Raw genomic sequence first — 25710 nt, forward strand, 5'->3', positions numbered from 1 at the left:
TATGAAACGCTTGAACATTTTGATCTGGCACATTCATGGCAGCTATCTCAATACCCTGGCACGTATTGAGCATAACTGGTACTTGCCAGTAAAAGAAGGGCGACCCGAGGGATATGGAGGTCGCGGCCCTACCTTTGATCTGCCAGACTATGTCCATGAAGTTGCCGCCGATCAGGTCGCGAACCTTCCACTGGATCTGGTTATCTTCCAGACACCCAAAAACTACTTTACCGATCAATATGAGATTCTCAGTCCCGTACAACGTGAATTACCCAGAATATACCTGGAGCATAATACGCCGCGGCCACATGCCTCCGATACATCCCATCCCATCAATGATCCTTCTGTTTTGCTGGTTCATGTGACACACTATAATCGTTTGATGTGGGATAATGGTCAGACCCCCACTACCGTCATTGAACATAGCGTGGCCATCAATCCAGACGCTCACTTTAGCGGTGACTATGCTAAAGGCATCACTATTGTCAATGGGATACAGAAACGGCCACGTATCGCTGGCTATGATCTCTTTCTCCAGGCACGCCAATCTGTTCCACTTGATATCGCCGGGATGCAGACCGAGGAGCTTGGTGGATTGGGCGATATCCCTTATCGCGAACTCCATGGGCGTATTGGACGCTATCGTTTCCTCTTCAGTCCAATACGCTATACGAGCCTGCCTCTGGCCGTCATTGAGGCGATGACCATTGGCATGCCAGTAGTCGCGCTGGCCACAACTGAACTACCGACCGTTATTGAAAACGGCAAAAATGGATATATCTCCTGCGACATAGATGTGTTGATGAAGCATATGCGCCACCTGCTTGATAATCCATCGCTGGCTCGACAGATGGGTGAATCTGCTCGCCAGGTGGCGCTCGAACGCTTCGGCCTTGATCGCTTCATTCGGGATTGGAATGAGGCCTTTGCCAGCGTAACCAGGAATTCAGCCCTGTCAACCTGATTCCGGATAGCGATGGAAAGGATTTGAGTCGGTCAATGTGTAGAATTGCATTTTTAAGTGAACATGCCAATCCCCTGGCTGCTCGTGGAGGAGCAGATGCCGGAGGACAAAATGTCTATATCAGTGAGTTGTGTCAGCAATTAGCACAGCGCGGCTATCAGGTTGACGTCTTTACCAGGCGCGATACTCCTGATGGCCCTGAAATCATTAACTGGCTGCCAGGCATACGAGTCATTTCTGTACAGGCAGGGCCTACGATAGTTTGTCCTAAAGATAGTATCTGGCCATTTATGCACGAATTCATGCTGGGCATCCTGGCTTTTCTCACTCGTGAGCAGCGCCAGTATGATCTCATCCATAGCAATTTCTGGATGTCTGGCTGGGTCGCGGTCGAGTTAAAACGTCGCCTGACCCTGCCGGTCGTTCACATCTTTCACGCGATGGGAAAAACCAAGCAACGCAATCAGGGAACACTGGATAGCAGCCCGGCGGAGCGGCTCGAAATCGAGCAGTATGTCATCAATGGCGTTGATCGCATTATCGCTCAATGCCCGGAAGAGCAACGCGAGCTCATTGAGGACTATGATACGCCAGCGCATAAGGTCGCTGTCATTCCTTCGGCAGTGAACATCAACGTTTTTTCACCGGTTGACTGCCAGCAAGCCAGACATACGATCGGTTTTGATAGTGATGATTTTATTGTCGTTTATGTCGGCCGCCTGCTTCCCCGTAAAGATGTACGCAATGTTGTGCGGGGCGTTGCCCATCTGGTGGAGCTAGTGCGCCGGGATACGCGCCATACATATCCCGGTATCAAGTTTTTGATCGTGGGTGGCGAAACTGATATCCCATCTCCATTACATACTCCTGAAATTGCTGTGCTGCAGGAACTTGCCGCTGATTTGCATATCGACGACGTTCTGCATTTCATCGGCAAACGTCAACAGGAGATGTTGCGTTACTACTATAGCGCTGGCAATGTCGTGGTGACCACACCGTGGTATGAACCCTTTGGGCTGACGCCGTTAGAAGGGATGGCCTGTGGGCGTCCGGTAATCGGCTCAGCGGTAGGTGGTATTACATATACCATTGCTGACGGGATAACTGGCTTTCATGTTCCCGCCAAAGATCCAGCAGCCCTGGCGCGCAAACTCTTTCAGCTCTTTCTGCAGCCATCACTCGGTATACAGATGGGCCATGCTGCGCGCCAGCGTGTGGAACAGCTATTCTCCTGGCACATCACTGCGCAACGCACAGGTGAGCTGTATAATGAGGTCCTGTCCGAAACACAGATATCCTCAAACTTCACAATCAATGAATATAACCAGAAAAAGGAGTTTTGATAATGCCAAAGCAGACATACTCATTAGCGGAAAAAGTGGTGCTCGTGACAGGCGCGGGCAGCGGACTGGGCGAAGCTACCGTCCGTGCCTTTGCCGACGAAGAATGTTCCGTCGCCTGCATCGATCTCGATCCATCTGCCATTAAACGTGTCAACGCAGATATCAAACGACAGGGAACACGTAGCCTCGCCATCACCTGTGATGTGAGTAGCGCGGAAAGCGTTCAGTCAGCAGTTCAAGCTGTAGTAGACCAGTTTGGTCGGCTTGATATCCTTGTCAATTGTGCCGCTATCGACCATACACTCTCAGTCGAGGAGATGTCCATCGAGCAGTGGGACCAGGTCATTAACGTGAATCTTCGTGGTCCATTTTTACTGGCCAAGGCCGCCTGGCCGTTCTTCAAACAACAACACAGTGGACACATCGTGAATATCGCTTCTACGGCGGCACTGCGCTCATGGGCGAACGCCTCGGCCTATCATGCCTCTAAGCGTGGTGTAATCGGCTTTGGTCAGGGTTTAAGCGTCGAGGGCCGCCCATATGGTATTCGCGTCACAACGATTATTCCCGGTGGCATGAATACCCACTTCTTTGATCGCTTCGCCCAACAAGATATCCCGATGCCTGATCCTCAGCATCTGCAGGACCCCGCTATTGTGGCGGCAACCATCGTCCATGCTGCTCATGTGCCTCCTACATCCGCTATCCAGGAAGTATTAATTACGCCGATGACCGAAACAAGCTGGCCATGATCGCTTCAACTGTGGTGGTTGTAATCACTGGTTGCACGCGCACCAGTATCTATCAAAATGTTTTGTTCACTGAAAGGATGGTTCAATGATGTATGTTGATATTCAGCGCTACTGGCAAGAGCTTACCGACGCCTGTGAAACCATACCGCTACAGAAGCTTAATCAGGTGGCCGAAGTCCTGTTCTCCTGTTATCAACGGGATAATACCATCTTTTTAATGGGCAACGGAGGAAGCGCGGCGACCGCTTCCCATTTTGCCTGCGATCTGACCAAGGGGACAAAGAGAGAGGGTATGCCGGCGATACGCGCTCTGGCCCTCAATGAGAATGTGGCACTGATGACGGCCTGGGCCAATGATACCCACTACACCCGTATCTTCGCGGAGCAGATCGCTGCGTTGCTACGCGCCGATGATGCCATCATCGTCATCAGTACCAGTGGGCAGTCACCGAATATCTTGCAAGCTGCTCACAAAGCGCAACAACAAGGTGCGATGGTTATCGCACTTACAGGGTGTCCTGGAGGAGAGTTGGTGAAGCTTGCGGATGTCAGCATTCAGGTTGCTGGCCATTCCATTGAGCAGGTAGAGGATCTGCACCTTATCGTTGCCCATAGCCTGTGTGTGGCGCTGCGCAAACGCCTTGATGAAGCTGCTACCATGGCTCCCGTTGCTTCGCTAGGCAAACGACCTTCCAGAGGCACCCTTTGAACAACCGCAATAGCAAGTGCAATAGCAACTCATATATATTAACCTTTCTCTTCTCCAGTTTCTTCGTTAGATTGCTCCAGGCCTTTGGAAACGGGTGAGTTGCGTTCACGAAAGAAGATAGAGAAGGCAGCCAGTAACCCCGTAGAGAGAAAGCCTGCCTGCCAGTTGCGTGTCGATTGTAGCCAGAAAAACGGATCGCTCACATAGCTCCACAACGAAACTGCAGGTTGGCCATGTTCTAGTTCGGTTGAGTTATAGGACTGCACTCCTACCAGAGCATGGCCCACAAAGGAGGCGAGAAAGAGCAGGAGAAAAGCGAGAAAGAGCGAGTGCTCATACAACCATCGCCACGGCTCATGCATACGCTCGGTGCGATTGCTGGCCTTACCTGATTGGGCTTTGTGGCGCTCCTCCTGCTGCTCTTCCTGTTCATATGGAATGTGCTTCTGCCCTGGCTTGCGGGACTCCTTGGCCCCTTTCTCAACCACAAAACTGGTCAGCATAACATATGCGGCCAGCGAGATAAATTCACCTTCAAAATTTTCAAAGACGGTCTCCCAGTAGTCGCTTCCACCTGCATACTCTAGATAGGAGATTGTTGGCTGATGATGTTGCTGCTGTTGCGTATTATAGTTCAGATAACCTGTGATGCTCTGCACAATGAGGGAGAGTACACAAAGCGAAATCAACAGCGATGAAACGCTATGGTTACGCAAAAAAGACCACATACTCCTCTTCGCTCCTCCTAAAAACTAGCACTATCATTGTCACGAATGTGCTTGCTCGATCGTGCCATAAGGCCGGATCTGAATGTTCCTTACAGCCTGGCTTTTACTGCATCCTCTTATTTACTTACTTCGTACTAGAATTATCTCTATACGATAATCCTTTTGGATAGGAGGGATGATGTTTCTGCAGTATGGCATAAAATTTATTATAGGAGGATTGCTTGTTTGTGCGTTCGCGTTGATCTCCGAGGTCTGCATGCCAAAACAGTTTGCCGGTACCTTTTCTGCTGCCCCCTCAGTCCTGTTGGCAGGGTTGGTTGTTACCCTGATTATGCAGGGTGCGAATAAAGCAACCTTATCTGCAGAAGGTGCGATCGCTGGCGCCATCGGCCTGGTCCTGTACTGCATGGTGGCAACGCCGCTGATAAAGCGCTATACGACGTTGAAAGGATCACTCCTGGCATTGCTCATCTGGGGCCTGGGCTCTCTATGTGCTTTTGTGGTATTGAGTGTACTACTGAAATGGTAGCGGGAAAATGAAGGCGCTTCTGCTCGTGGATGAACACATATATTTTCTGTAGAAGAAAGGTATAGCTCAACAATGGAACTGTGGCACCTGGATCTATCAAAGCTCAAACAAATCAGAATGAAAGACTATATTATTCGCTTCTTCTTTGGAGGTGCCATTTCTGTTATTGCAGCCCTGATTACACAGCTCACAAATGGCCGCATCGGTGGCATATTTATGGCCTTCCCTGCTATTCTCCTCGCCAGCCTGACCATTATCAATCGTAAGGATGGACAACACAAGGCGGAAGAAGATGCCAAGGGGGCGATTATCGGTGCTCTGGCCTTTGTCCTGACCGCGATTGTGCTTAGCCTGACTCTGCAAAAACTTTCTGGCGCTCTATCGCTTTTGCTCTCTTTAGTTGTCTGGCTGCTTTGCGCCTTTGGGCTGTATGCGCTCAGCTACCGCTCCAATTGGCTCCGTGTACGTAAACAGCCATCCCCGCAAGCAGCTAATAAAGAACAACAGCATTAACCTCCACGCCACCAGAAGCTGCTCACCCCTGGTGGCTCAACATCACCCCGCAACCATTCCCCACTAGGATGAACCATCAACTTTCCAGACAATCACGGTCTTGTCGTCTGATGCAGAGGTTACATAGCGACCATCAGGTGACCAGGACAGATCATAGATAATCCCACTATGACCACCCACCTTGCCAAAGGATAGGACAGGTTGTTGCAGACCCGTTCTGGTCTTTCTGGGATGAGGATCTTGTAGGTCCCAGACATATATCAGGGAACTGCTAATATATGTACCCGCGATATAGCGACCATTGGGGGACCAGGCCAGCGCGCCCATCTGTGGCTCATAGAGAGCTTTTATTGTAGCATCGACCATAATCGCTTTATGGGCGGCAGGATCATCAGTCCCAAGCTGATGAAGTATTTTTTTCTGCTTTAGGTCATAAACTACAGCGCTATCAAGATTCGTTGTCACAAACTGATCCGGCGTATGAGGCGCACCTTTGAGCGAAGGGAGCAGTAGCATCACCTGTAGAGGATCATGAGTACCAGACAAGTATTGCGCACGATCAGGCAGATTAACGACCAGCGGCTCCGCGTTCTTCCCATCCTTGATGGCCCATACCAACACGTCGAACACAATATCAGTACCACCGCCCGCATTCAAAGTCATCACATTGGCCCCGTCCTTCGTCCAGTCGAGCGCGCACTGTATGAAGCCACTCTGGTCATCAGGCAACTTCCAGGATATCTGTAAGGATGGTATTCCATTGTTTATCTTCCATGCACCGGTATGGTCGCCATTTATATTGTGATAAAGCGTAGCAACGGTGTTATCGATTGGGGACCAGGCCAGTTGAGCATTATTTGCCTGTAGTTCTGCATCGCTTGCATGCTTAGAAAAAGCGGGCCTGGCATTTGATACGAACACATTAAGTAGGGCTATTTCATGATTATAGTCGATCTGATTAATGGCGGATAACACCGCCAGTTGCTGTCCATCGGGTGACCAGGCCAGGTGATTTTGTGGAAAAGCATTGTCGGCCCATTCACCAAAGGCCCAATCCCTCTCCGGAACGGCGATCGATTGCGTGTTTCCTGTTGCTTTCAATCCATCAATGTTCCATAACATAACATGAGCGTCCTCCCCTCCAGTCGCCAGGTACTGCCCCTGAGGGCTCCAACGCGCATTCTTCACCGTCTTACTATGGCCAGTCAGCTTGAATAGCGCCTGTCCGGCAATGAGTGTTGTGGGTCCGCCCACCTGCCCCTGTTTGTTCAAAAAGGTTGAGAGAAGATAGCCGCCCTCAGCCAGCATCGCCAGCGCCGCCACGCCACCTATCAAGAAGGCGCGTCTCTTTATGCGGGTACGCTGTTTATTGGTTACCTCCTCTGACTCTACCTTTCCTCCGGTCGGATTAGTAGATAGGGGGCGCTCACCAGGCCGGATCATGGGTAGATCAGATGCCGGGATAACGGTCTCCATAGAGTCTAGGCGCGTAGCGGAAAGTTGGGTGGGATAATTGGCTTTGGCCCGCTTGCTCCAGGGAGCCAGCAGGGTGGCTTCAGGATCAGCATCGGCGGGCATAATGTTGGCCAGTGTATCGCGTTGCCAGCCCTGCTCCAATTCCGTAACAAAAGCCAGGCATGAGGAGGGACGATCTGCCGGACGCTTGGCGATCCCCCGTAAAATAGTACGCTCCATCGCCTCTGACAGGTGGGGATTAAACTGACGAGGTGCTGGTGGATCGTTTTGGATGTGCATGACAAAAATTTTAATGGGGTCCTCGTCCTGAAAAGGGACACGACCTGTCAGTAACTGGTACGCAGTGATTGCCAGGCTGTAAAGATCACTGGCTGGCTCAGCCTGTCCCTGAATCTGCTCAGGCGCCATATACTGGGGCGTGCCAGCACCAGCATGAGTATGACTTCGATGGGTAGTGCTGGAAAGCAGTTTGGAGATACCAAAGTCGGTCAGGAAAAGCCAGTTCTCTTGCAAAAGCATGTTGGCTGGCTTGATATCTCGGTGAATGATATGATTGCTGTGCGCATAATCGATAGCCATAGCCGCCTGGCGCAAATAGTTCAGGGCCTCCTCGACGGCAAACAACTGCTGGCCCGCCCTCGACATCCGCTGGCGTAGCGAGCCACCCTCCACCAGTTGCATAATCAGATACGTTACGACCTCGTCATCGCTGGTAATCTCACCAAAATCATGCACCGGCAAAATATGTGGATGTTCAAGCGCGGCCGCCATACGGGCTTCATCGGTAAAGGCTTTAAGGTACGCCTGTTCATTGGCTAACACAGGAGGCAAAAGCTTTACCGCCACGTGGCGATGTAACACTGTGTCTTCAGCGCGCCAGACCTCTCCCATCCCCCCTCTTGCCAATACATCAAGCAGGCGATACCGCCCAAACATCTTTCCCGGTCCTGTGATAGAAGGACGTGAGACCATATTTAGCACCTCATAATTTCCAGATCAAAATCGATGATTGCTGATCAACAAAACTGGCGGCAAGCCATTTTCCATCCTGCGACCACGACAGCTGCTGCACCGCCGCCTGGATACCACTCGTCCTGAGTTTTGTTGGCGGTGAAGATGAGGCAGAATCCGTGGAGAGCTTCCAGATGGAGATCTCGCCCCTACTATCGCCAATCGCAACCATCCGAGAAGTGGCCGCAATGCAAGTATATTCATCAGCTATGGTCGGGAAATCCGGCAGGGTCAGTTCAGAAACAGGCTGAACGGCCTTTTGTGAAGTTGAAGATAAAACATTCTGTATGGGGATAATACCCAGGCTCCATTTATTCATATCGGCATTGGTGGTACCATACACCGCCAGCAAACTCTTCCCGTCAGGCGTCCAGGCCATGCGTTGCATATTCATAGGTACACTGATATGCCCCCTTGCCCGCCAATAGGCTTTATCAGAAATAGTTACCTGCCCTACCGTGATCTGATTATTGTATTGCACCGCCAGCAGAGAGCTGCCTTTGGTCGGATCTGCCAGGATCCGATTGACTGAGGTGATCTGGTAGGGGATACTAACTAGTACGTTAGCGAGTTGTTCAGCTTTCAAAACCCACTGTCGCCGTGGCTCTGCAGGATCAATCACGTACAATGCATAACTGTATTTCCTGGTATCACTTATATTTCCGAATTGACCAAGTCCCACCAGGTAGTTACTCTGTAACCAGGCGGCACCAGCAAAATACTGCACCTGCTGGACATCCAATTTTCTAGGCGCCTGCAGATCTGCCGTGCAGGTAATAATCTGCGTGCTTTTACCCTGAACGATTGCGGTATTGAAAATAGCAATCTTCTGCCCATCCGGTGACGATGCAAGATAAAAAGACAGCAGTGATTTCAGATCATCACTGGCAGGTGTTCCAGCAAGTCGTGCGCTATAGAAGGGCTTACCAGGAGCTCTATCAGGGTACTGTTGTAGACGTCCGATATCCCACAGCAACGTCATCGTATCCTGGTCGATCGATATTAATGAATTCCGAGACCACAGCAAAGACGAAGCCTCCCGCTCATGACCGGTAAGCACCAGTACAGGCTGATTGGGACCGCTCTGAGTCGGACGGGCGGAGATAGAAGTAGGAGCGGTTAATGCTACCTGGTCCGGTGGTCGGTGTGTAAAATATTCCCAGATGTCTAAGCCTGCGCCAGATACAACCACGGCGGCTGTGGTTCCTCCCAGTCCCCACAATACTCTGCGACGCGTAAGCTGCTGGCGTTGTCGCTGCTTCTCCTCCGGGCTCACTTCGGTTATAGTACTATCTTCATGAAAATTTAGAGCGGACAGGTCACGTATGGTAGATAAAGCCGTAGGCTGAAAAGATATATCGGTGAGGGCTCGCTTCAGCTGAGACACAAAATCAACCGCCTGGGCAGGGCGCTGGTTTGGATCCTTCTCCAATCCTTGTAGCAGAATCTGCTCAAAAGCGGGAGTAAGCGCGGGATTGAACTGGCGAGGCGCTGGCGGCGGCTGCAGTTGATGTTGCATCATGGTCGCCAAAGCCGTCTCACCTTGAAAAGGAAGTCGACCAGTGCTTAACTGATAGATAATTACGGCCAGGCTATAATTGTCGCTGGCGATCGTTGCCTTCCCTGATGCCTGCTCAGGAGCCATATAGCCTGGCGTGCCGGCCAACAGGTTTCCCTGCGTCATATGATCTGCGTCGCTCACGATACGCGCAATACCGAAATCGGCCAGCAATACCCAGTCGTTATCCCGTAATAACATATTGGCGGGTTTAATATCCCGGTGAATAAGGCGTTTTTTATGAACATAATCAATCGCCTGGGCGGCCTGTTCTAAGAGCGAAAGCATCTCGAACAACGGCGGCATCATGCGCCGTTGTTCATAATACGCAATACGGTCTGCAAGCGTTCCACCCTGGATATAAGACATCACGATATAGGTCACAACCGACCCATCCAGCATCGTCTGCTTCCCATAATCATGCACCGACAAAATATGTGGATGAGCCAGGGAAGCCGCAGCTTCAGCTTCACGTTCAAAACGCGTTACAAATTCCTGATCACCTTGACTGTGCGATGGCAGAGTCTTAATCGCAACCTGTCGATGCAAGCGCGGATCCTCACATAGCCAGACATCACCCATCCCACCACGCCCAATCCGGCGCAAAACGCGATAGCGTCCTATCATACTCAGGGACGGCACCGCACCCACTTGCTGCTCTTGTTCCATACTACATGCCTTCTACTATATACAATAACAGATGTATTTGATGGCTAATGATAAATTACAATGGGGAAACCAATGCAGATATATTGTGATGCTACTATTATTTCTGCATCTCTTCCGCTATTCTAGCAAAAAAATACACACATGTATATTTACAGGGCAGGTAGTACTGAATGCCCTAAAAATTCGGAATCATTGATACTGGACTTCCTTTTTTACAGAAAAAAATCTTCGCCGGACACACGGTAAGGAAAAACGTCTGGTTGGCTAGCGGTCTCAATCACCAACACAAGGGTCCTGGAGCATTTTACACTGAAGCACCGACCCGGTCGATTTTATCCGACCGGGTCGGTGCTTCAGGCTAGAGGCGTGCTGAGAATGGTATCGTAAAACATAAGCTCGTATTCATGGCTGAGGCGGATCGCACGCGTAATTTTGATGCGCTCCGCAGGGTCGCTATAGCGTTGCAGTAGTTGCTGATCGATAGGGGCAACCTTTTCTTCCAGACTTTCATGTCCCCAGAAAAATTCGACCTGCGCCTCTGTGAGGCCATAGTGCTTGATTAACGCCGGCGCGATGCGCAGACAGATCTGGATAAAAATATCTTCGCTGGCACTCACGGCGGCCAGCCGTTCGCCGGGTGAACCATAGGCGAGCATCCAATAGAAATAGTTCGTCAGAGCCATGCAGCCAGCCAGAGGCTCAACCTGCTCAAAGTCCGGGCGTTGCAATCCGACCGCCTCGCCAAAGCGGATCAGGACCTCGTGCCCACCAACCTTGGGGATCAGCTTTTTGAGCAGCAACACTTGAGCATCAATATCGGTCTCACCAGCAATAGCCAGCGCGTCCAGGCGATACATCTGCATTACAACCAGAGCATCCTGTAAAGCGAACAGGCGCAAGCGTTCGACAGGCAGTGTTCCCTGCTCAATTTCGGTCCACAATGGATGGTATAGCAATTTCTGGCGCAGAGTCGCCAGATCTTCTGTCAATATATTATCCGCGAAACTCATACTAGATTCATCGGTCCTTATCTTAATGTGTACGCTACAAACGAAATTTAGTATCCTTATCCTATCAGAGAGTGCCACAACAATATCAGGAGTAAATGATACTCGTGATCATCTATACTATACACTTTTCTTCTCCAGCATCTCTATCAACTGCTTACTCCCAATAGCCTTCCTGGCAGACGCACGGCTCAAACAGCGTCCCGCACCATGACAGCAGGGACCAAAGCACTACTCCATCAATCCCGGCACGCCGGTCAGCATGAAAGAGCAGCGCCCTATATTTCCGGGAATGAAAACTATGCGGGACTTTTCCAGTATCGCCGAATGTCCCACAGGCAAGTAAGTTTCAAAAGGAATGCAACAGAGAGAAATACATTAAGGCTGGTTGCCTAGGGTGCGCAACCAGCCCTGGCTTGATGCTCTAATACCCGCTACCAGTTACCCTTTTTAGTGCAGGCCCATTGTGAGCAATGGCATATCTCTTCTTTATAATGATGTTTTTCACCGGGCAAGACTGGAAAACAATCTCCTTTTTTCTTCCCGGCTTTCTGACAATGTACACAACTAACTTTCACGCACATTAGCTTTTGATGAGACGTGCATTTCGGCTTTGCTTCTGCTGCGAGCACATGAGTCCGGTGAACTTGACTTACACTCCTGGCATCACTGGCTACGTTTGCTCGCGCATCAGGTGAAATGCTTGTAAAGACAAGCGCTTCACCTAGAAGCAGCAAAACGACTACACCTAAGAGCAGAACGAAGTTCATGACCTTCATGTTGTTTTTCCTTTTCTGCTGTGATCTCGTCGCTGTACCAAACAAACGCTTATCCTCATGGGTAACAGATAAAATATACTTTGCTGGAGAACACGCTGTGATCATAAGATATAAAGCGAGGTAAAGCAAACACATCAACCGCGCCAGGGATGCGCTAAAGAGCAGAGGCTGAGAAAAATTCCTGTCTGGATACGGCACATGCAATCACTTCAGCAAGCGTTCCAGGCTTGGGGCTATATACATACCTCAGCAAACAGTTCCTCTCGGTGATACCACTCACATCCATTGATGTTCATCTACATCTCAGCTTCCATGGTCGGGCGCGCCACGACCAAACTGGGGCGAGGTCAGTTCTTGATGAAGGTACCTCTCGTAAGAGAGATGTCCGCGCGTTACAATGATGATAAGCAACGCTACCACGATGTAGAGAACATACAGCGCCATGTAGACCCGCAGTGATCCAAGACCAGGGATACAGGCATCTATGGATGCATGCAGCAGGATGGCCAGCAACACACTCCCCCGCGTGTGATTGAAGACCCAGGTAAAGACGACGGAAAGCGCGAGCACGCCGAAGAGGAATGGCACCAGGGCACGACCGACCCCAATCATACCTGGTTCAGCCCCAAGGTGGCCTGGAATGAAGAAGATGGGCAGGTGCCAGAACGTCCAGAGTACTCCCAGCAGGAGAGTACCCCGTAGAGGTCCAAAGCGCGGGTAGCGCGAAGCCCCGCCAGCCAGGTTCTTCAAGCAATGGTGTATTCGCAAGGGTCACGAGGTAACTCACAGGATAGAGTGGTAACTCAGCCAACCAGCGGCGAACGAGGACCTGGCCTTCTGGGAAGACCATGAACGCCAGGAGTTGCAGTATCGGGACAGCGACCAGTACCAGCAGGTACCAGTGTACGCCAACGCGCCAGAGCACATAGCGGCGCAACAGGCGACTCACGCCTGCTTTCCCGTCCGTTGTCGCTGTCATGAGAAAAGCGGCGATGGTTGGACCACTGACTGTCAGTTGCCATGCTAGCCAGGATTTTTGTTGGAGCAGGTACAGAAAACCAATACTCCACGTTACGGCATACGCAATGAGAAAGTACCAGAACAACGGGTGGCTCCGCAATACTTGCAACACATACCTGAATGGGGTCATCGCTCGAATGGGGTCATCGCTCGCCCCTGAATGGGTAGATGTATCATCGAACCCTCCTGCTGTCGTTGTACAAAGACCTTTGGCTCCTGCCACGAACCAGGTGAGAGATTTGACTAGCCACGGTAGAGAGGGTGATGCGTCCATTGCCCACGATCTCCCCTCATCTAGTGCACCGATGCTTGAAAAACACAAGCGGCCTAAGAAAGCGCTGGTAGAATCTCTCTCTCTACTTTAATGATGATAAAAGAAATGTCAACATCATCCAAAGCGTTCCCCGAGCATGGAGTGTCTGATATTCTCAACTCCTCTCGCCTGCGATACGCATCCATAGCATTACTCCGCCTGCTCGCTCTTATCCTACCCTCCTTCGTTGATCACTATGATGACGATAGCATCAGTTGTAAAATAGTTTATTTCCTATATATAGATATTTAATATTAATTATTTGTCGCGTTTGCGTTTTTCCTTATTGGAAAATAATATATTTTTGATCGATGCAGCATCACATATCAGAGCAATGACGTAGTTTCGTCTCCTGTACGAAAAAGCCAGCGTAGCTCAAAAGGCAATCCCAAGCAGCAAAGGAAAGGATGAAAGAACCATGATACGTAAGGTAGTGTTCAGAGCACGTTTCTTCCTCTTTTCATGCTTACTGGCAATATCGGCCATTGGCCTCAGCATTGTCATCAGTCATAGTACTGCAAAGGCTGCAACGCCTGGTGCGGTTATATACTCCCGATGCAACTTCACAGGTAAGCACCTCACAGGTAAGCATTGTACGCGACAGGGTGGACTCTATTATGTTCATAATGGTGTGATCCTTGGAGTAACGAAAGGCAATAGAATACATTTTCGCCATTTTGGCAAAAGTTGGCCAAACAAAGATGATTGGTTTATATGTGGAAAGAGCCGGGCAGAACAAGCGGCACTGGATTATCAAAAAGGCAAAAAAAGCCAGGAGAAGTGCGCTGGTGATTGGAATGACGGATCATGGAAACCATGGGTATGGGAAACTTATCATCCTTCTTATGCAGGCATAGCCTTTGGATATCACCTCAACGGCAATGGCACCCATAATGGTGGCTTCACAAACTTCTATAATAAAAAGAAAGGTACATGGTCTAATAAACTCAAGGATGCGCATGGTCAAGGTATACTGTACTATGATCACTACGTTAATCCGACGAAGAATCCAAGTAGTAATCAGGGCTACAGTGTAAAAGCATTTAAGCATCAGTCTACATCGAGAGAAGGAACCATCACGACCAAACCGCTCCCATAGGACAAATAAGGAGGAGAGCTATCTGATGGTTGCATGGCCATATCGTATGCGATATGCATCAAAAGCTTTTCTCATACTGCTCGTTTTCATCTTGCTCACCTGCAATGCGAGCAGAGCACTGGCCCATGCCCTCCCGGTGATGGCACCTTTTCCACCATCGGCGGGCCCCGGTGATTCTCGCGAACTGGAAACCTTTCTGGACCGGGAGCTTGGAGCGCAACTGGCCAAAAAGCATATTCCAGGGGCCACGGTGTCTGTGGTCAAGGATGGCCGCCTCTTCTTCGCCAAAGGCTACGGCTACGCTGACCTGCAGCATGGCACCCGTGTAAACGCGGAGACCACACTGTTCCGCATCGGGTCGGTGAGCAAGTTGTTCACCTGGACAGCAGTTATGCAGCTTGCCGAGCAGGGCAAACTGGACCTGCATGCCGATGTCAACCGCTATCTCAAGACCTTTCAGATTCCAGCGACCTATCCGCAGCCGATTACTCTGGCCCATCTCCTGACTCACACCCCCGGCTTCGAGGACCGAGGTACCGGCATTATGGCACGGACACCAGGAGATCTGGAACCGCCAGGCACGTGGCTTGCTACGCACATCCCGGCGCGCGTGCGTCCACCTGGCACACTGGTCTCCTATTCCAACTATGGCGTCGCCCTGGCTGGCTATATCGTCCAGCAGGTATCCGGCATGCCATTCGATCAGTATGTGGAAGAGAAAATCTTCCGTCCATTGAAGATGACGTACAGTACCTTTCGCCAGCCCGTTCCCGCCAGGCTGGCCCCCAATCTCTCCAAGGGGTATCAATATGAGAATGGAAGCAATCGCGTTCTTCCGTTCGAACTTTTCCAGATAGCCCCCGCCGGTTCCATGAGCAGTACCGCGACGGATATAGCCAATTTTATGCTCGCGCATTTACAAGATGGCCGCTTCAATACCCAACGCATCTTACAGGAGGCAACCGCACGCGAGATGCACCGGCAACACTTCACTTCTGACACGCGTCTGCCTGGCATGGATTACGGCTTCTACGAGATGCAAGTCAATCGGCTGCACCTAATCGGCCACGGTGGTGATACCACCGCGTTTCACTCGTTACTGGCGTTATTGCCCGCGCAACAACTGGGCCTGTTTGTATCCTATAACAGCAGCAGCGGAGAAGGCGCCCGCGAAGAGCTCTTGCAAGCGTTTCTGGATCACTATTTTCCGGTCCCAAAAGTGCAGCAGCATACACCGCAAATTTCTGGCTTCTCGGGTCGGGCCAACCAGATCATAGGCACCTACTGGCCTACCCGTCGAAGCTATACTACCTTTGAGAAGGTCTTCCTGCTCAAAGATCCAGTTACGGTGAGCAATGGGAGCAATAGCGATCTAACAATTACAGGAGTGAGCAAAACGCCGCTGAACATGAGAGAAGTCTCCCCCTGGGTCTTTCAGGAGAAAGGGAAGACAATGGTTGTCGTCTTTCAAACGCATTCTGAGGGCACCACCATGTTCGTGAGCAATTCGCTGAGTCCTTTCATGAAGGTTGCCTGGTACAATACACCTACCTTTCAGTATCCGCTGCTGCTAGTGTGCGCGTTGATCTTCCTGTCAGCCCTCCTGCTCTGGCTTTTCCAAATGGTGCGCGTCAGGCATCGGGGGCAAACACATCCTCCCCTGGCCGGTTTCTGTCTCGCGCGCTGGTTGACTGGAATCGTCTGTTTGCTTAATCTGATCATTTTAGCGGTCCTCATCGTACAGATCCTCGCGGAGCAGGTGAAAGAGATCATGTTCGGCGTACCGCCCTGGCTGGTCGTTCTCTTCATTCTGGCTCTAGCGTCGGCGCTGCTGACTATTGGGGTACTTGTGTGTACGGTCTTGCTGTGGTGGAAACGCTGGTGGAGTCCGGCGGTGCGCATCCACTATACGCTGGTAGCGCTTGCCGCGCTCATCTTTGCGGCTGAACTGGCCTACTGGAACCTGCTTGGCTTTCGCGCATGAGCATTGCCCTGAAGCCCTGAGTCTTCACCCGGCACATAGGTAAACTTGCATGTGGGTATAGAATTTCCTTGTTGGTCAGCCCGCCTCCATCAAGAGGGCGAAAAGCACTTCATGGGGGGAACGCAAGGCAAGAAAGGAAAGGAGCGATGAGACCATTCAAATCACTCCCCACGCACCGCAAGATCTTTGCCCGGCCCCGGGGCAGGAGTATTCTCGCTGTCTTTTTATTGAGCTGCCTTTTGCTCTTTGCTGTCGTGCTCACTCCCCTCAAGCTCGTCCAGGCGGACTCGGCCTCCGAACCTGCTGGCAATCTCTCTGATGGGCATGATCTGCAAACCTTCCTCGATCACACGTTCTCGGCACAGATGCAGGCATACCATATTCCGGGGGCCACCGTCTCCGTCGTCAAGGATGGTCGTGTGCTCTCTGCCAGAGGCTATGGCAAAGCCAATCTCCAGCGCGGGACTCCGGTCTCCGCGAGCACGACCCTCTTCCACATCGCCTCCGTCAGTAAGCTCTTCACCTGGACAGCGGTTATGCAACTGGCGGAGCAGGGCAAGCTCAATCTGCATACCGATGTGAACCGCTACCTCAAGACCTTTCAGATCCCGGCCACCTATCCCCAACCGATTACCCTGGCCCATCTGTTGACCCACACCGCTGGCTTTGAGGAGAGCGCGCCATCCGATTCAACAAATGCCGCTGACCTGGAACCATTGGGGAGATGGCTGGCGGCCAATATCCCGGCGCGTGTGCGCCCTCCGGGTGAGATTGCCTCGTATTCCAATTATGGCGCGACTCTGGCTGGTTACATTGTGCAGCAGACCTCTGGTCTGCCCTTTGAGCGCTATATTGAAGAGCACATCTACCAGCTTCTGGGCATGAACCACAGCACGTTCCACCAACCTATCCCCACCCCTTTGAGCGCTGATCAAGCTCAGGGATATACATACAGAGGCACAAGCTACGAGGCAACCCCTTTTCCCTACATGCAGGATACCCCCGCGGGCTCCATGGCCTCGACCGCGACCGATATGGCCAGGTTTATGCTGGCGCATTTGCAGGATGGGAGACTGGGCACTGCCCGGATACTGCAGTTGGCAACCGCACAGGAGATGCACCGACGCCAGTTTACCAATGATCCTCGCATCCCTGGCATCACCTATGGCTTCTTTGAGCAAGATGTGAATAACCAGCGTGTAATCATGCATTCCGGAGACGATCCATCTTTTCACAGCCTGCTTCTCCTCTTACCAGTTCAGCGGGTGGGACTCTTTGTCGCCTACAATAGCGATGGGGGAAGCGAAGCGCGCGGAAAACTGTGGCACGCCTTCCTCGATCGCTATTTTCCCGCGCCATCACGACACATGAGCATGCCAAAGCCATTACCAGAGTTTGCGCAACGGGTCAAACAGATCACGGGGAGTTACTGGCCAACCAGGCGTAACGACACGACCTTTTGGAAAGTGCCTACACTATTCGAGACAATCAATGTGCAGGACGAAGGCAATGGGAGGATACGGGTCCAGAGAATGTTCCAGGGATCACCAGCGGGGCAAACGGCTGTCGAAGTCCAGCCCTGGCTCTTTCGTCAGGTCAATGGACAGGGGCTCTTCGCTTTTCAAGTAGGACAAAACGGGACCATCATGCTGCAGAATAATGCGCTCGACGCATATACGAAGCTGGGCTGGTATGAGACGCCTCTGTTTCACCTCATACTGGTTTCTTGCACGCTCTTGCTCTTTCTGTCAGCCTTCCTGCTCTTGCTCTGGCTCCTGCTCCAGATGTTCCGCTTCCGGCGCATGGGAGCACCTCAGGTGAAAAGTACGTCTTCCCGGATCGCGCGCTGGATCATGGGACTGGTGAGTGGCGTCAACGTGATGATCCTGCTCTTGCTCGCGGTGCTTCTCCGGTTTGTCGTCATCTTCAACTTCCAGGGCATCACCTTCTTTACGAGATCCGGTCACATCCTGTTGTTCGCACTTGCCCTGGCCTCCGTGATCCTCACAGTTGGCACTGTAGTATGCGCGGCCCTGGTGTGGAAGCAACGGATCTGGGGTCGCGGATTGCGTCTGCATTATACCCTGGTCACCCTCGCGGCTCTGGTCTTTGTCTGGGAGGTAGCGTATTGGAACCTGCTTCGATGGTGAGCCCGCTTTGCGGCGCGCGAGAAAGGCTATGGATTTCCGTATGTTAAGGAAAACCCATCTCCGGTCCTTTTTAACCCTTAACAACCACTATTGGATTCAAACGCACGACGAGACTGGCCAGGCCAGCATTATGCACAACATTGACGGCCTGCTGGGCATCCTTGTAGGCCTGTGGATCCTCTTCGGACAATAGGTTCTTGCTGTGAACACGGATAGCGATGCCTTTCTTCTCTAGCTCCTGAGGAATAGAATAGCGATACACCAATATCCCTTTAAAATAATGCAGTAGTACTTCTTTGCTTATTAATTGATTTGTCTGTATGACTTGACTATTATCTTGAAGATATGTATTTCTACAAAAACATGTGGATCAAAATAATAATCACATGGAGATAGAAAGGACCATTTTATAATGGAAATTATTGGCTCACACAAAGTTAATGCCAGCCAATTACAAGTATTTCAGGCACTGCTGGACCCAGCAACTTTAAAGGAGTGCGTTCCAGGTTGTAACGAGGCTGAATATACGGAGGTTGGCTGGGCTACTGGCCGTCATATTCGCCTGGGTATTTCACTGAATATTCCTGGTCTGTCCGGGACATACAATATCTTTATCAAGCCAGAAGATGTTATCGAACCATCACACCTGGTACTGGTTAGCACGCCCAGCAGTGCTGTTGGCTCCATCAATGCACGCTGCGTAGTTGACCTCGTGGATGAAGGCGCACAGACAGCCGTCAACTATGCCACCGAGGCAATGCTGGAAGGAAAGGTCGCGGCTCTCCCTGAGTTCGTCGTCAAACCCGCCGTTAAAGGCGAGTTGGATCGCTTCTTCAAAAACCTGGAGAAGCATTTCAAATAACGCCTATCAGGAGAGCCTATGCCCTCCCGGTGCGCCCGCCCTGTATGATTACAGGGCGGTTTTTTGATAGTACGCGTCCTTCGGGCTGCGCCCTCACCAGAACGAGGTAAGCTCGTTCCCTACGGTTTTGCCGTGTTTACAAGCTGGGAAAGCTGCTATATTATTTGAGCGCTGTAAAGCTAACCTGGTAGGGGCTCAACGCGATGGTAGAGTTGTTAACGTGCACTTGCACACTGCTGGCAGTCTGATTGACAAGTAGCAGTTGTTTTTGCGATGCCAGAGCTGCAACACTGCCTGGATCAGAGACAGTGGTGCGATAGAGCGTAGTACCTGACCCGAAATTTTCTGTCAGTGCTTTATAACTATCATACCAGGGATTGGCCTGCTCTCTCCCGGCCTTCTGCGTCGGAGACCACAAACCATAATCAGACCCACCATTACCAAAGTTGTTCCAGGACAAGGCGATCCCTCCACCAGCCTCGATAAATTGAAGCATTGTAACGGTCTTGAGCGCGTTATCCTCCTGTAAACTGGTATTATCTGTCTCGGTCCACGAGTACCATTCAGCGAGCCAGATGGGCAACGTGTTTGCGCCGGGATAGAGCGTAGGATTCAGTGAGCGAATCCACCTGACAGTATCAGCAAAGATGCTGGCTGAGACAAACGGTTGCTGGTTCAAAATCTTTCCGGTATCACGATTCTCAAGAGAAGCATCAAAGGTAATAAAGCCCGCGCCAGCCTTATGCTGCAACCAGTACTGCACAACATTAAGGGAACGCTGATCAAAGACGCCATAGGGCTTCACAAGCCTGGATGGGTGACTCTGCTGCGCATTGGAGGACCAGGTATCCATAACTACATAGGGGCCGCCAACGTTGACTTCCTGCTGGGAAACATGTAACGAACTGGCAACGTTCATTAAAGTCGTATAGACCTGATTATACATGTACGTATAACCGTGCCGGGCGTTGGGCCCATCGGGATTGCCAGCACTGGTGGTGAAATCGTAATTGTTGATATCAGGATCGTAATAGCCTTTGAGCTCATTCCAGACCTGGAAATAACGCACATTATACGGAGGCCGCATATAGCGCTGTGCAACCGCCTGCACCAGGTGCGTCCACGCATCCATTTTATTATCCAGGATACGAGATTCATAGGCCTCCACCTGCCACTCCTGATCAGCGGTCAACGGCTGCGTCTTGCCATGACCAACGTACATCCCTTTCATCCACCAGGGGGCTTCGGCCAGCGTAATCACTGGTGTCTCCCCCAGACGCTGCACCAATTGCACACGAGCGTCGAGCGAGTCCCAATCGGTCGGACCAGGCGTGGAGGGATCGGGCCAGGGGTCTGGTAAGCCCCAGGCCATAATTGGCGTATTTACATATTTAACACCTTGCTTGATCATCGACTGCACACTGGAAAGCACACATTGATCACTACTGCCTCCATCCATGATCTGATTATCCGATTGCGTCAGGCCTGCCGCAAACTGCGATACGCTTGTTGCCTGTCTATCATAGGAGACAGTCACTATTTGAGATCCTTGATGACGACGATTGCTGGTTAGAGCACTCTGCTGACCTGTACGAGAGAACATGTTCGACGTGATGGTAGCATCTGCCGGAGTGGAGAACGATTGTGTCGTCTTGCCGCCCCCGGAAGGATTACACTGTTGCGCAACCTGTTTTGTGCTTTGCGGAGCCTGTTTTGATTGATGCGGCTGATTCGCACAGGATGATAGAATTGGGATCACAGCTAATAAGATAAAGCAGAAAGAATACAGGTAGGACCTACCATATGCTTTTATCAAGACAGTTATCCTTTTGATGTTTAGACTGGCTACGTTTCGCTTAACTTAGCAGTCAGCTCTCCCAAACACAAACATGCTTGTCAGAATGACTATCTGCACGCTCCTTTTATCGCTCACAGCGCTCAACATTGCTTGCGCTCTACTTCATCGTAGTGAAGCTGACCTGGTAGGGGCTCAGCGGGATAACAGAGCCATTGACGTGCACCTGTACACTATCAGCAGTCTTATTGACAAGCAACAGCATTCCGCTTGATGCCAGCGCATCCACACTGGCCGGATTGGAAACATTCGTTTGATAGAGCTTTGTACCCACCCCAAAATTTTCCATCAACGCTTTATAGCTATCATACCAGGGATTGGCCTGTCCGCCTCCCACCTGCAGAGTAGAAGTCCAGAGGCCATAATCGGATCCACCATTGCCAGCATTATTCCAGGATAAGGCGGTCGCGCCGCCTGCTTGAATAAATTGAACCATAGTAGAAGTTTTGAGCGCGTTATCCTCCTGCAAAGACGTATTACCCGTCTCAGTCCATGAGAACCATTCCGATAAATTGATCGGCAATGTGGTAGAACCAGGATAAAGTGTGGGATCAAGCGAGCGAATCCACTTAATCGTATCGGCAAAAAGGCTATCTGCCACAAAGGGCTGCTGATGCAGGACCTTCATGGTATCGCGATTCTCAAGAGAAGCATCAAAGGTAATAAAGCCTGCACCAACCTTATGCTGCAACCAGTACTGCAACACATCAAGAGGGCGTTGGTCAAGGATTCCATAAGGCTTCACGACATTTGAGGGATGGCTTTGCTGCGCATTGGACCAGGTATCGACAAAGACATAAGGGCCACCAACTTTTACCGTCGATTGGTCGATCTGGAGTGAACTGGCAACGTTCATCAAAGTTGTATAGACCTGATTATACATGTACGTATAGCCGTGCCGGGCGTTCGGTCCATCAGGATTGCCAGCACTGGTGGTGAAATCGTAATTGTTGATATCAGAGTCGTAATAGCCCTTGAGCTCATTCCAGACCTGGAAATAACGCACATTATACGGAGGCCGCATATAACGCTGTGCAACCGCCTGCACCAGATGCGTCCACGCATCCATCTTATTATCCAGGATACGAGATTCATAGGCCTCCACCTGCCACTCCTGATCGGCAGTCAACGGCTGCGTCTTGCCATGACCAGCGTACGTTCCTTTCATCCACCAGGGAGCAGTGGCCAGTGTAATCACCGGCGTTTCCCTCAGATTCTTTGCCATCTGCACACGGGCATCAAGTGCACTCCAATCGGTCGGGTCGGGCGTGGAAGGATCGGGCCAGGGATCGGGCAAGCCCCAACCCATGATTGGCGTATTTACATATTTAGCACTTTGCTTGATCATCAACTGCACATTTGCGACCGCGGTCGGGTCGCTGCTATTGCCTATATCTAGAGAACCATCGGACAATGTCAGACCTGATGCGAACTGCGAGGTTGTCACGCATTGCTTGTTGATTGTAACGGTTATCTCTGCCGCAGCGGTATTCGTGGGCTGCTTGCCATTGCACATCGCATTATACGTGGCAGTAGCGGTTGCGCTTGTATTGCTTGGAGCACTATTTTTACTCCCAAAACTATGAAACTGTGCATCACCCGGATTTTCTTTGCTAAATGGATTTGAGCAAGAAACCAGTAGTGGAACCAACAAGACGAGGAGAACCAGAGCATTAAAGGAGCGGACCCTCCAGGTTTTCATAACGATCCTCATTCTTCAATAACGCGATACGCAAGTGCCTATCAGTGGGATCTTCAATTTTCTCTTCCTTCATCATTCAGGGTGGTGAAAAAACTTGCACACGCAGTTAAATATAATTTTGATGGCATTTCGGCAAAAAAATATGTCAGAGTCTTACGCTCGTTATTACTAGAGCTTTTTCTAAACTATATTATGCAACAAAAGCGTAAAGATGAGTCAAATCCATAGGAAATATAGAGCATCACCGAATCACGTAAAAGTACTGATCGGCTGAAGTAGCAATCAGCTTTGAGAGTGATAGATAGAAACATATAGTATTTTCTTCTTATTTGCGGAAAAGATGCTAAACACCCAACCATCTATACTGTATAGTAACAGTAAGATCTTATTCCAAGAACCAACGTCGCTATCACAGCAACTGTTACACACTCAGGTTTTCTAATCAGCAGTAAGATCCTATTCTGAAAGCCAACCTACTATCGTTGTGCCATTGTCAAAAGTAATTGACGATATAGCCCAAAAATATTTTTGGTATTGTTTTTTTTTGTTATGGATAATATTATAGATGCGCAAACTTTTTCGACGCTGGTACAGCCACATTAAGTGATGAAGGTCTGCTTATTCAAGCTCATTTTTGAGAACTCTTCACCGGATAATGGGGCTCTACCTCAAAATTTCTATATACTTTAATTATCTTTTATTGTAGTTTTTGTACCATCCATTACACAAGCATCAAAAATGCTTTATGTATGATCGGATCAGCGATAAGCTGGAGGTGTTCTTGATACCGCTTGGCACTAGCGATACGTTATCGCCATATTTAAATACGGCAAATAATGCATATAATGCACGTATTTCTTCCATCATCACCGGTGTGGTGACGCGTTTTCACACAAAGATTGCTCTTATTTCAGCGCAAGAGACGCTCACCTATGATGAACTGAACAGGCGCGCGAACCAACTGGCTCACTACCTCCAATCCCAGGGAGTTGGACCCAATACCCTTGTTGGCTGTTACCTTGAGCGCTCCACCGACTTCATTGTGAGCGTGCTTGCCATACTCAAGGCAGGCGCAGCTTATATTCCAATGGACCCATCATATCCAGTCGGGCGGCTCAACTATATGATACAGGATGCACAGATGCCGCTGGTCGTGACAAAACAGGAGTTGGCGGAACAGCCAGGGCTGGAGTTGCCGCAGGCTATTTTACTGGATACACAGGCAGCATTACTTGCGGCACAAGACCAGTCAGACCCTGAAACAACGGTAACTGGTGAGGACCTGGCCTACGTGATCTATACTTCGGGTTCCACAGGTCTGCCCAAGGGAGTGCAAATTACACACAACAATTTAGCAAACCTGGTTGCATGGCATCACGAAGCTTTTGCCGTCACAGCTGACGACCGCGCAACACAAATCAGCAGTCCGGCCTTTGACGCGGCGGTCTGGGAAATCTGGCCTTATCTCACCAAAGGGGCTAGCCTCTACATTCCAGACGAAGAAACACGTGTGACGCCCGTTGCCCTACGTGACTGGTTACTCCAGAATAAAATTACCATCACCTTCTTGCCAACTGTGCTGGCCGAAAGCTTGCTGCAATTGGAGTGGCCTGGCAGCGCCCCGTTACGCTATCTGCTCACAGGTGCAGACACACTGCACCGCTATCCTACTCCTGCATTGCCATTCGCGCTGGTCAATAACTATGGGCCATCCGAAACAACAGTCGTCGCAACCTCAGGAGTCATTCCCCCCACAGAGCATCCTGAGACGCCTCCTTCTATTGGGCGCGCTATTACGCATGTCGATATTCATATTCTGGACAAAGATTTGCAACCAGTGCCAGTAGGGACAACGGGCGAGATTTACATTGGCGGAGCCAGTGTTGGAAGCGGCTATCTTCACCGTCCTGAGTTAACGGCTGAGCGCTTCATTCAAGATCCTTTCAGCAACAGTACACAAGCGCGACTCTATAAAACCGGAGACCTGGGCTACGCGTTACCGGACGGACAAATTATGTTTATTGGTCGCGAAGACCACCAGATCAAGATCCGTGGCTATCGCATTGAGCCTGGAGAAATCGTCCACTGGCTCAACGAGCTAGAAGATATTCAAGCAAGCGTAGTAGTCGCCAGCAAGGATGAAGATGCTGAGCAGAAGTCATTGATCGCCTACCTGGTCATGCAACCAGAGACAGAGCTAACAGCCAGCGAGATACGCGACGCCTTAAGCAATCACCTTCCCAGCTACATGCTTCCTGCTACATTTGTACAGATTGAGCAACTACCGTTGACTGCCAACGGAAAACTTGACCGCGCAGCCTTGCCGGAACCCGATGATGAGAATATGCTGCCAGATGAAGAAAGCGATGAGCCAGCCACAGTAATTGAAGAGCAGGTAAGCGAGATCATCGGAGAACTGCTGCACATAGAATATGTGGGCAGAGATGACAACTTCTTTATGCTGGGTGGACACTCCTTGCTGGGAACACAAATGATTGCACGTATACAGGCGTTATTCGAAGTCACACTCACCTTGCGCACACTCTTTGAATCTCCGACAGCGCGGCTCCTTGCAGATGAAATTGAGCAGCGCCTGATAGACAAAATCACAGCCATGAGCGAAGATGAAGCGCAATCATTACTGCGTCAAGGGCAAAATCAATAGCTTATACCAATATCATCCCTAT

21 protein-coding genes and 1 pseudogene are annotated in these 25710 nt (G+C 50.6%); 11 read left to right on the top strand and 11 right to left on the bottom strand.

All coding sequences use genetic code 11. The features are described from left to right. Position 1: 1 nt before the first annotated feature. From KTT_RS00385 to KTT_RS00400, 4 genes are all read left to right on the top strand, one after another. On the top strand, positions 2–964 hold the full coding sequence (locus tag KTT_RS00385; protein WP_126594100.1) for a glycosyltransferase: 963 nt from the start codon (positions 2–4) through the stop codon (positions 962–964). A 35-nt stretch (positions 965–999) separates the two neighbouring features. Continuing rightward, positions 1000–2307 (top strand): glycosyltransferase, encoded by a 1308-nt coding sequence (locus KTT_RS00390; protein WP_126594101.1) that lies wholly within the window; start codon positions 1000–1002, stop codon positions 2305–2307. Between the two features lie 2 nt (positions 2308–2309). Continuing rightward, positions 2310–3059 (top strand): SDR family oxidoreductase, encoded by a 750-nt coding sequence (locus tag KTT_RS00395; protein ID WP_126594102.1) that lies wholly within the window; start codon positions 2310–2312, stop codon positions 3057–3059. Between the two features lie 85 nt (positions 3060–3144). After that, positions 3145–3768 (top strand): D-sedoheptulose-7-phosphate isomerase, encoded by a 624-nt coding sequence (locus tag KTT_RS00400; protein WP_218030799.1) that lies wholly within the window; start codon positions 3145–3147, stop codon positions 3766–3768. Between the two features lie 38 nt (positions 3769–3806). Here KTT_RS00400 and KTT_RS00405 read toward each other — a convergent pair whose 3' ends face one another. Further along, positions 3807–4496: a DUF6766 family protein gene (locus KTT_RS00405; RefSeq protein ID WP_126594103.1), complete on the bottom strand. Its 690-nt coding sequence runs from the start codon at positions 4494–4496 to the stop codon at positions 3807–3809. 178 nt (positions 4497–4674) lie between these two features. On the opposite strand from KTT_RS00405, the gene KTT_RS00410 reads away from it, so the two are divergent. Both KTT_RS00410 and KTT_RS00415 read left to right on the top strand, forming a co-directional pair. Further along, positions 4675–5025, top strand: coding sequence for a DUF3147 family protein (locus KTT_RS00410; RefSeq protein ID WP_268904520.1), 351 nt, complete (start codon positions 4675–4677; stop codon positions 5023–5025). A gap of 72 nt (positions 5026–5097) precedes the next feature. After that, positions 5098–5538, top strand: a complete 441-nt coding sequence (locus tag KTT_RS00415) for a DUF3147 family protein (RefSeq protein ID WP_126594105.1) — start codon at positions 5098–5100, stop codon at positions 5536–5538. Positions 5539–5601: 63 nt separating this feature from the next. Here the strand turns inward: KTT_RS00415 and KTT_RS00420 are convergent, their stop codons facing one another. The 7 genes and pseudogenes from KTT_RS00420 to KTT_RS36905 form a co-directional block, all read right to left on the bottom strand. Next, positions 5602–7986: a serine/threonine-protein kinase gene (locus KTT_RS00420; RefSeq protein WP_126594106.1), complete on the bottom strand. Its 2385-nt coding sequence runs from the start codon at positions 7984–7986 to the stop codon at positions 5602–5604. 10 nt (positions 7987–7996) lie between these two features. After that, complete coding sequence (locus tag KTT_RS00425) at positions 7997–10252, bottom strand: serine/threonine-protein kinase (RefSeq protein ID WP_126594107.1); 2256 nt, start codon at positions 10250–10252, stop codon at positions 7997–7999. 353 nt (positions 10253–10605) lie between these two features. Then, a complete protein-coding gene (locus KTT_RS00430; RefSeq protein WP_126594108.1) occupies positions 10606–11262 on the bottom strand; it encodes a thiaminase II/PqqC family protein in 657 nt (218 codons plus the stop codon). A gap of 117 nt (positions 11263–11379) precedes the next feature. Continuing rightward, a pseudogene (locus KTT_RS37600) lies at positions 11380–11475 on the bottom strand (hypothetical protein); the annotation flags it as partial. A 218-nt stretch (positions 11476–11693) separates the two neighbouring features. Further along, entirely contained in the window at positions 11694–12038 is a 345-nt protein-coding gene (locus KTT_RS00440; protein WP_126594109.1) for a hypothetical protein, read from the bottom strand. Between the two features lie 303 nt (positions 12039–12341). After that, on the bottom strand, positions 12342–12725 hold the full coding sequence (locus KTT_RS00445) for a CPBP family glutamic-type intramembrane protease (protein WP_235845820.1): 384 nt from the start codon (positions 12723–12725) through the stop codon (positions 12342–12344). Then, positions 12658–13332: a hypothetical protein gene (locus KTT_RS36905; RefSeq protein WP_235845855.1), complete on the bottom strand. Its 675-nt coding sequence runs from the start codon at positions 13330–13332 to the stop codon at positions 12658–12660. Before KTT_RS36905 ends, KTT_RS00445 begins: the two co-directional genes overlap by 68 nt. 457 nt (positions 13333–13789) lie before the next feature. Between KTT_RS36905 and KTT_RS00455 the strand changes: the two genes are divergently transcribed. The 3 genes from KTT_RS00455 (at position 13790) to KTT_RS00465 (ending at position 18604) form a co-directional block, all read left to right on the top strand. Beyond that, a complete protein-coding gene (locus KTT_RS00455) occupies positions 13790–14470 on the top strand; it encodes a hypothetical protein (protein ID WP_126594112.1) in 681 nt (226 codons plus the stop codon). Positions 14471–14495: 25 nt separating this feature from the next. Continuing rightward, entirely contained in the window at positions 14496–16454 is a 1959-nt protein-coding gene (locus tag KTT_RS00460) for a serine hydrolase domain-containing protein (RefSeq protein WP_126594113.1), read from the top strand. Positions 16455–16600: 146 nt separating this feature from the next. After that, the gene (locus KTT_RS00465) at positions 16601–18604 is read left to right on the top strand and encodes a serine hydrolase domain-containing protein (RefSeq protein WP_126594114.1); all 2004 of its coding nucleotides are present in this window, start codon (positions 16601–16603) and stop codon (positions 18602–18604) included. 70 nt (positions 18605–18674) lie between these two features. On the opposite strand, the gene KTT_RS00470 is transcribed toward KTT_RS00465, so the two are convergent. Beyond that, a complete protein-coding gene (locus KTT_RS00470) occupies positions 18675–18866 on the bottom strand; it encodes an RtcB family protein (RefSeq protein ID WP_235845545.1) in 192 nt (63 codons plus the stop codon). Positions 18867–19016: 150 nt separating this feature from the next. On the opposite strand from KTT_RS00470, the gene KTT_RS00475 reads away from it, so the two are divergent. Further along, the gene (locus KTT_RS00475) at positions 19017–19466 is read left to right on the top strand and encodes an SRPBCC family protein (protein WP_126594116.1); all 450 of its coding nucleotides are present in this window, start codon (positions 19017–19019) and stop codon (positions 19464–19466) included. A 160-nt stretch (positions 19467–19626) separates the two neighbouring features. On the opposite strand, the gene KTT_RS00480 is transcribed toward KTT_RS00475, so the two are convergent. Together KTT_RS00480 and KTT_RS00485 are read right to left on the bottom strand one after the other, a co-directional pair. Continuing rightward, the gene (locus tag KTT_RS00480) at positions 19627–21003 is read right to left on the bottom strand and encodes a hypothetical protein (protein WP_126594117.1); all 1377 of its coding nucleotides are present in this window, start codon (positions 21001–21003) and stop codon (positions 19627–19629) included. Positions 21004–21421: 418 nt separating this feature from the next. Then, positions 21422–23023: a hypothetical protein gene (locus tag KTT_RS00485; RefSeq protein WP_126594118.1), complete on the bottom strand. Its 1602-nt coding sequence runs from the start codon at positions 23021–23023 to the stop codon at positions 21422–21424. A gap of 745 nt (positions 23024–23768) precedes the next feature. Here KTT_RS00485 and KTT_RS00490 point away from each other — a divergent pair. Beyond that, positions 23769–25688, top strand: coding sequence for a non-ribosomal peptide synthetase (locus tag KTT_RS00490; protein WP_126594119.1), 1920 nt, complete (start codon positions 23769–23771; stop codon positions 25686–25688). The last annotated feature ends 22 nt before the right edge of the window (positions 25689–25710 follow it).

This window comes from Dictyobacter aurantiacus (genome assembly GCF_003967515.1).
Lineage (GTDB): Bacteria > Chloroflexota > Ktedonobacteria > Ktedonobacterales > Ktedonobacteraceae > Dictyobacter > Dictyobacter aurantiacus.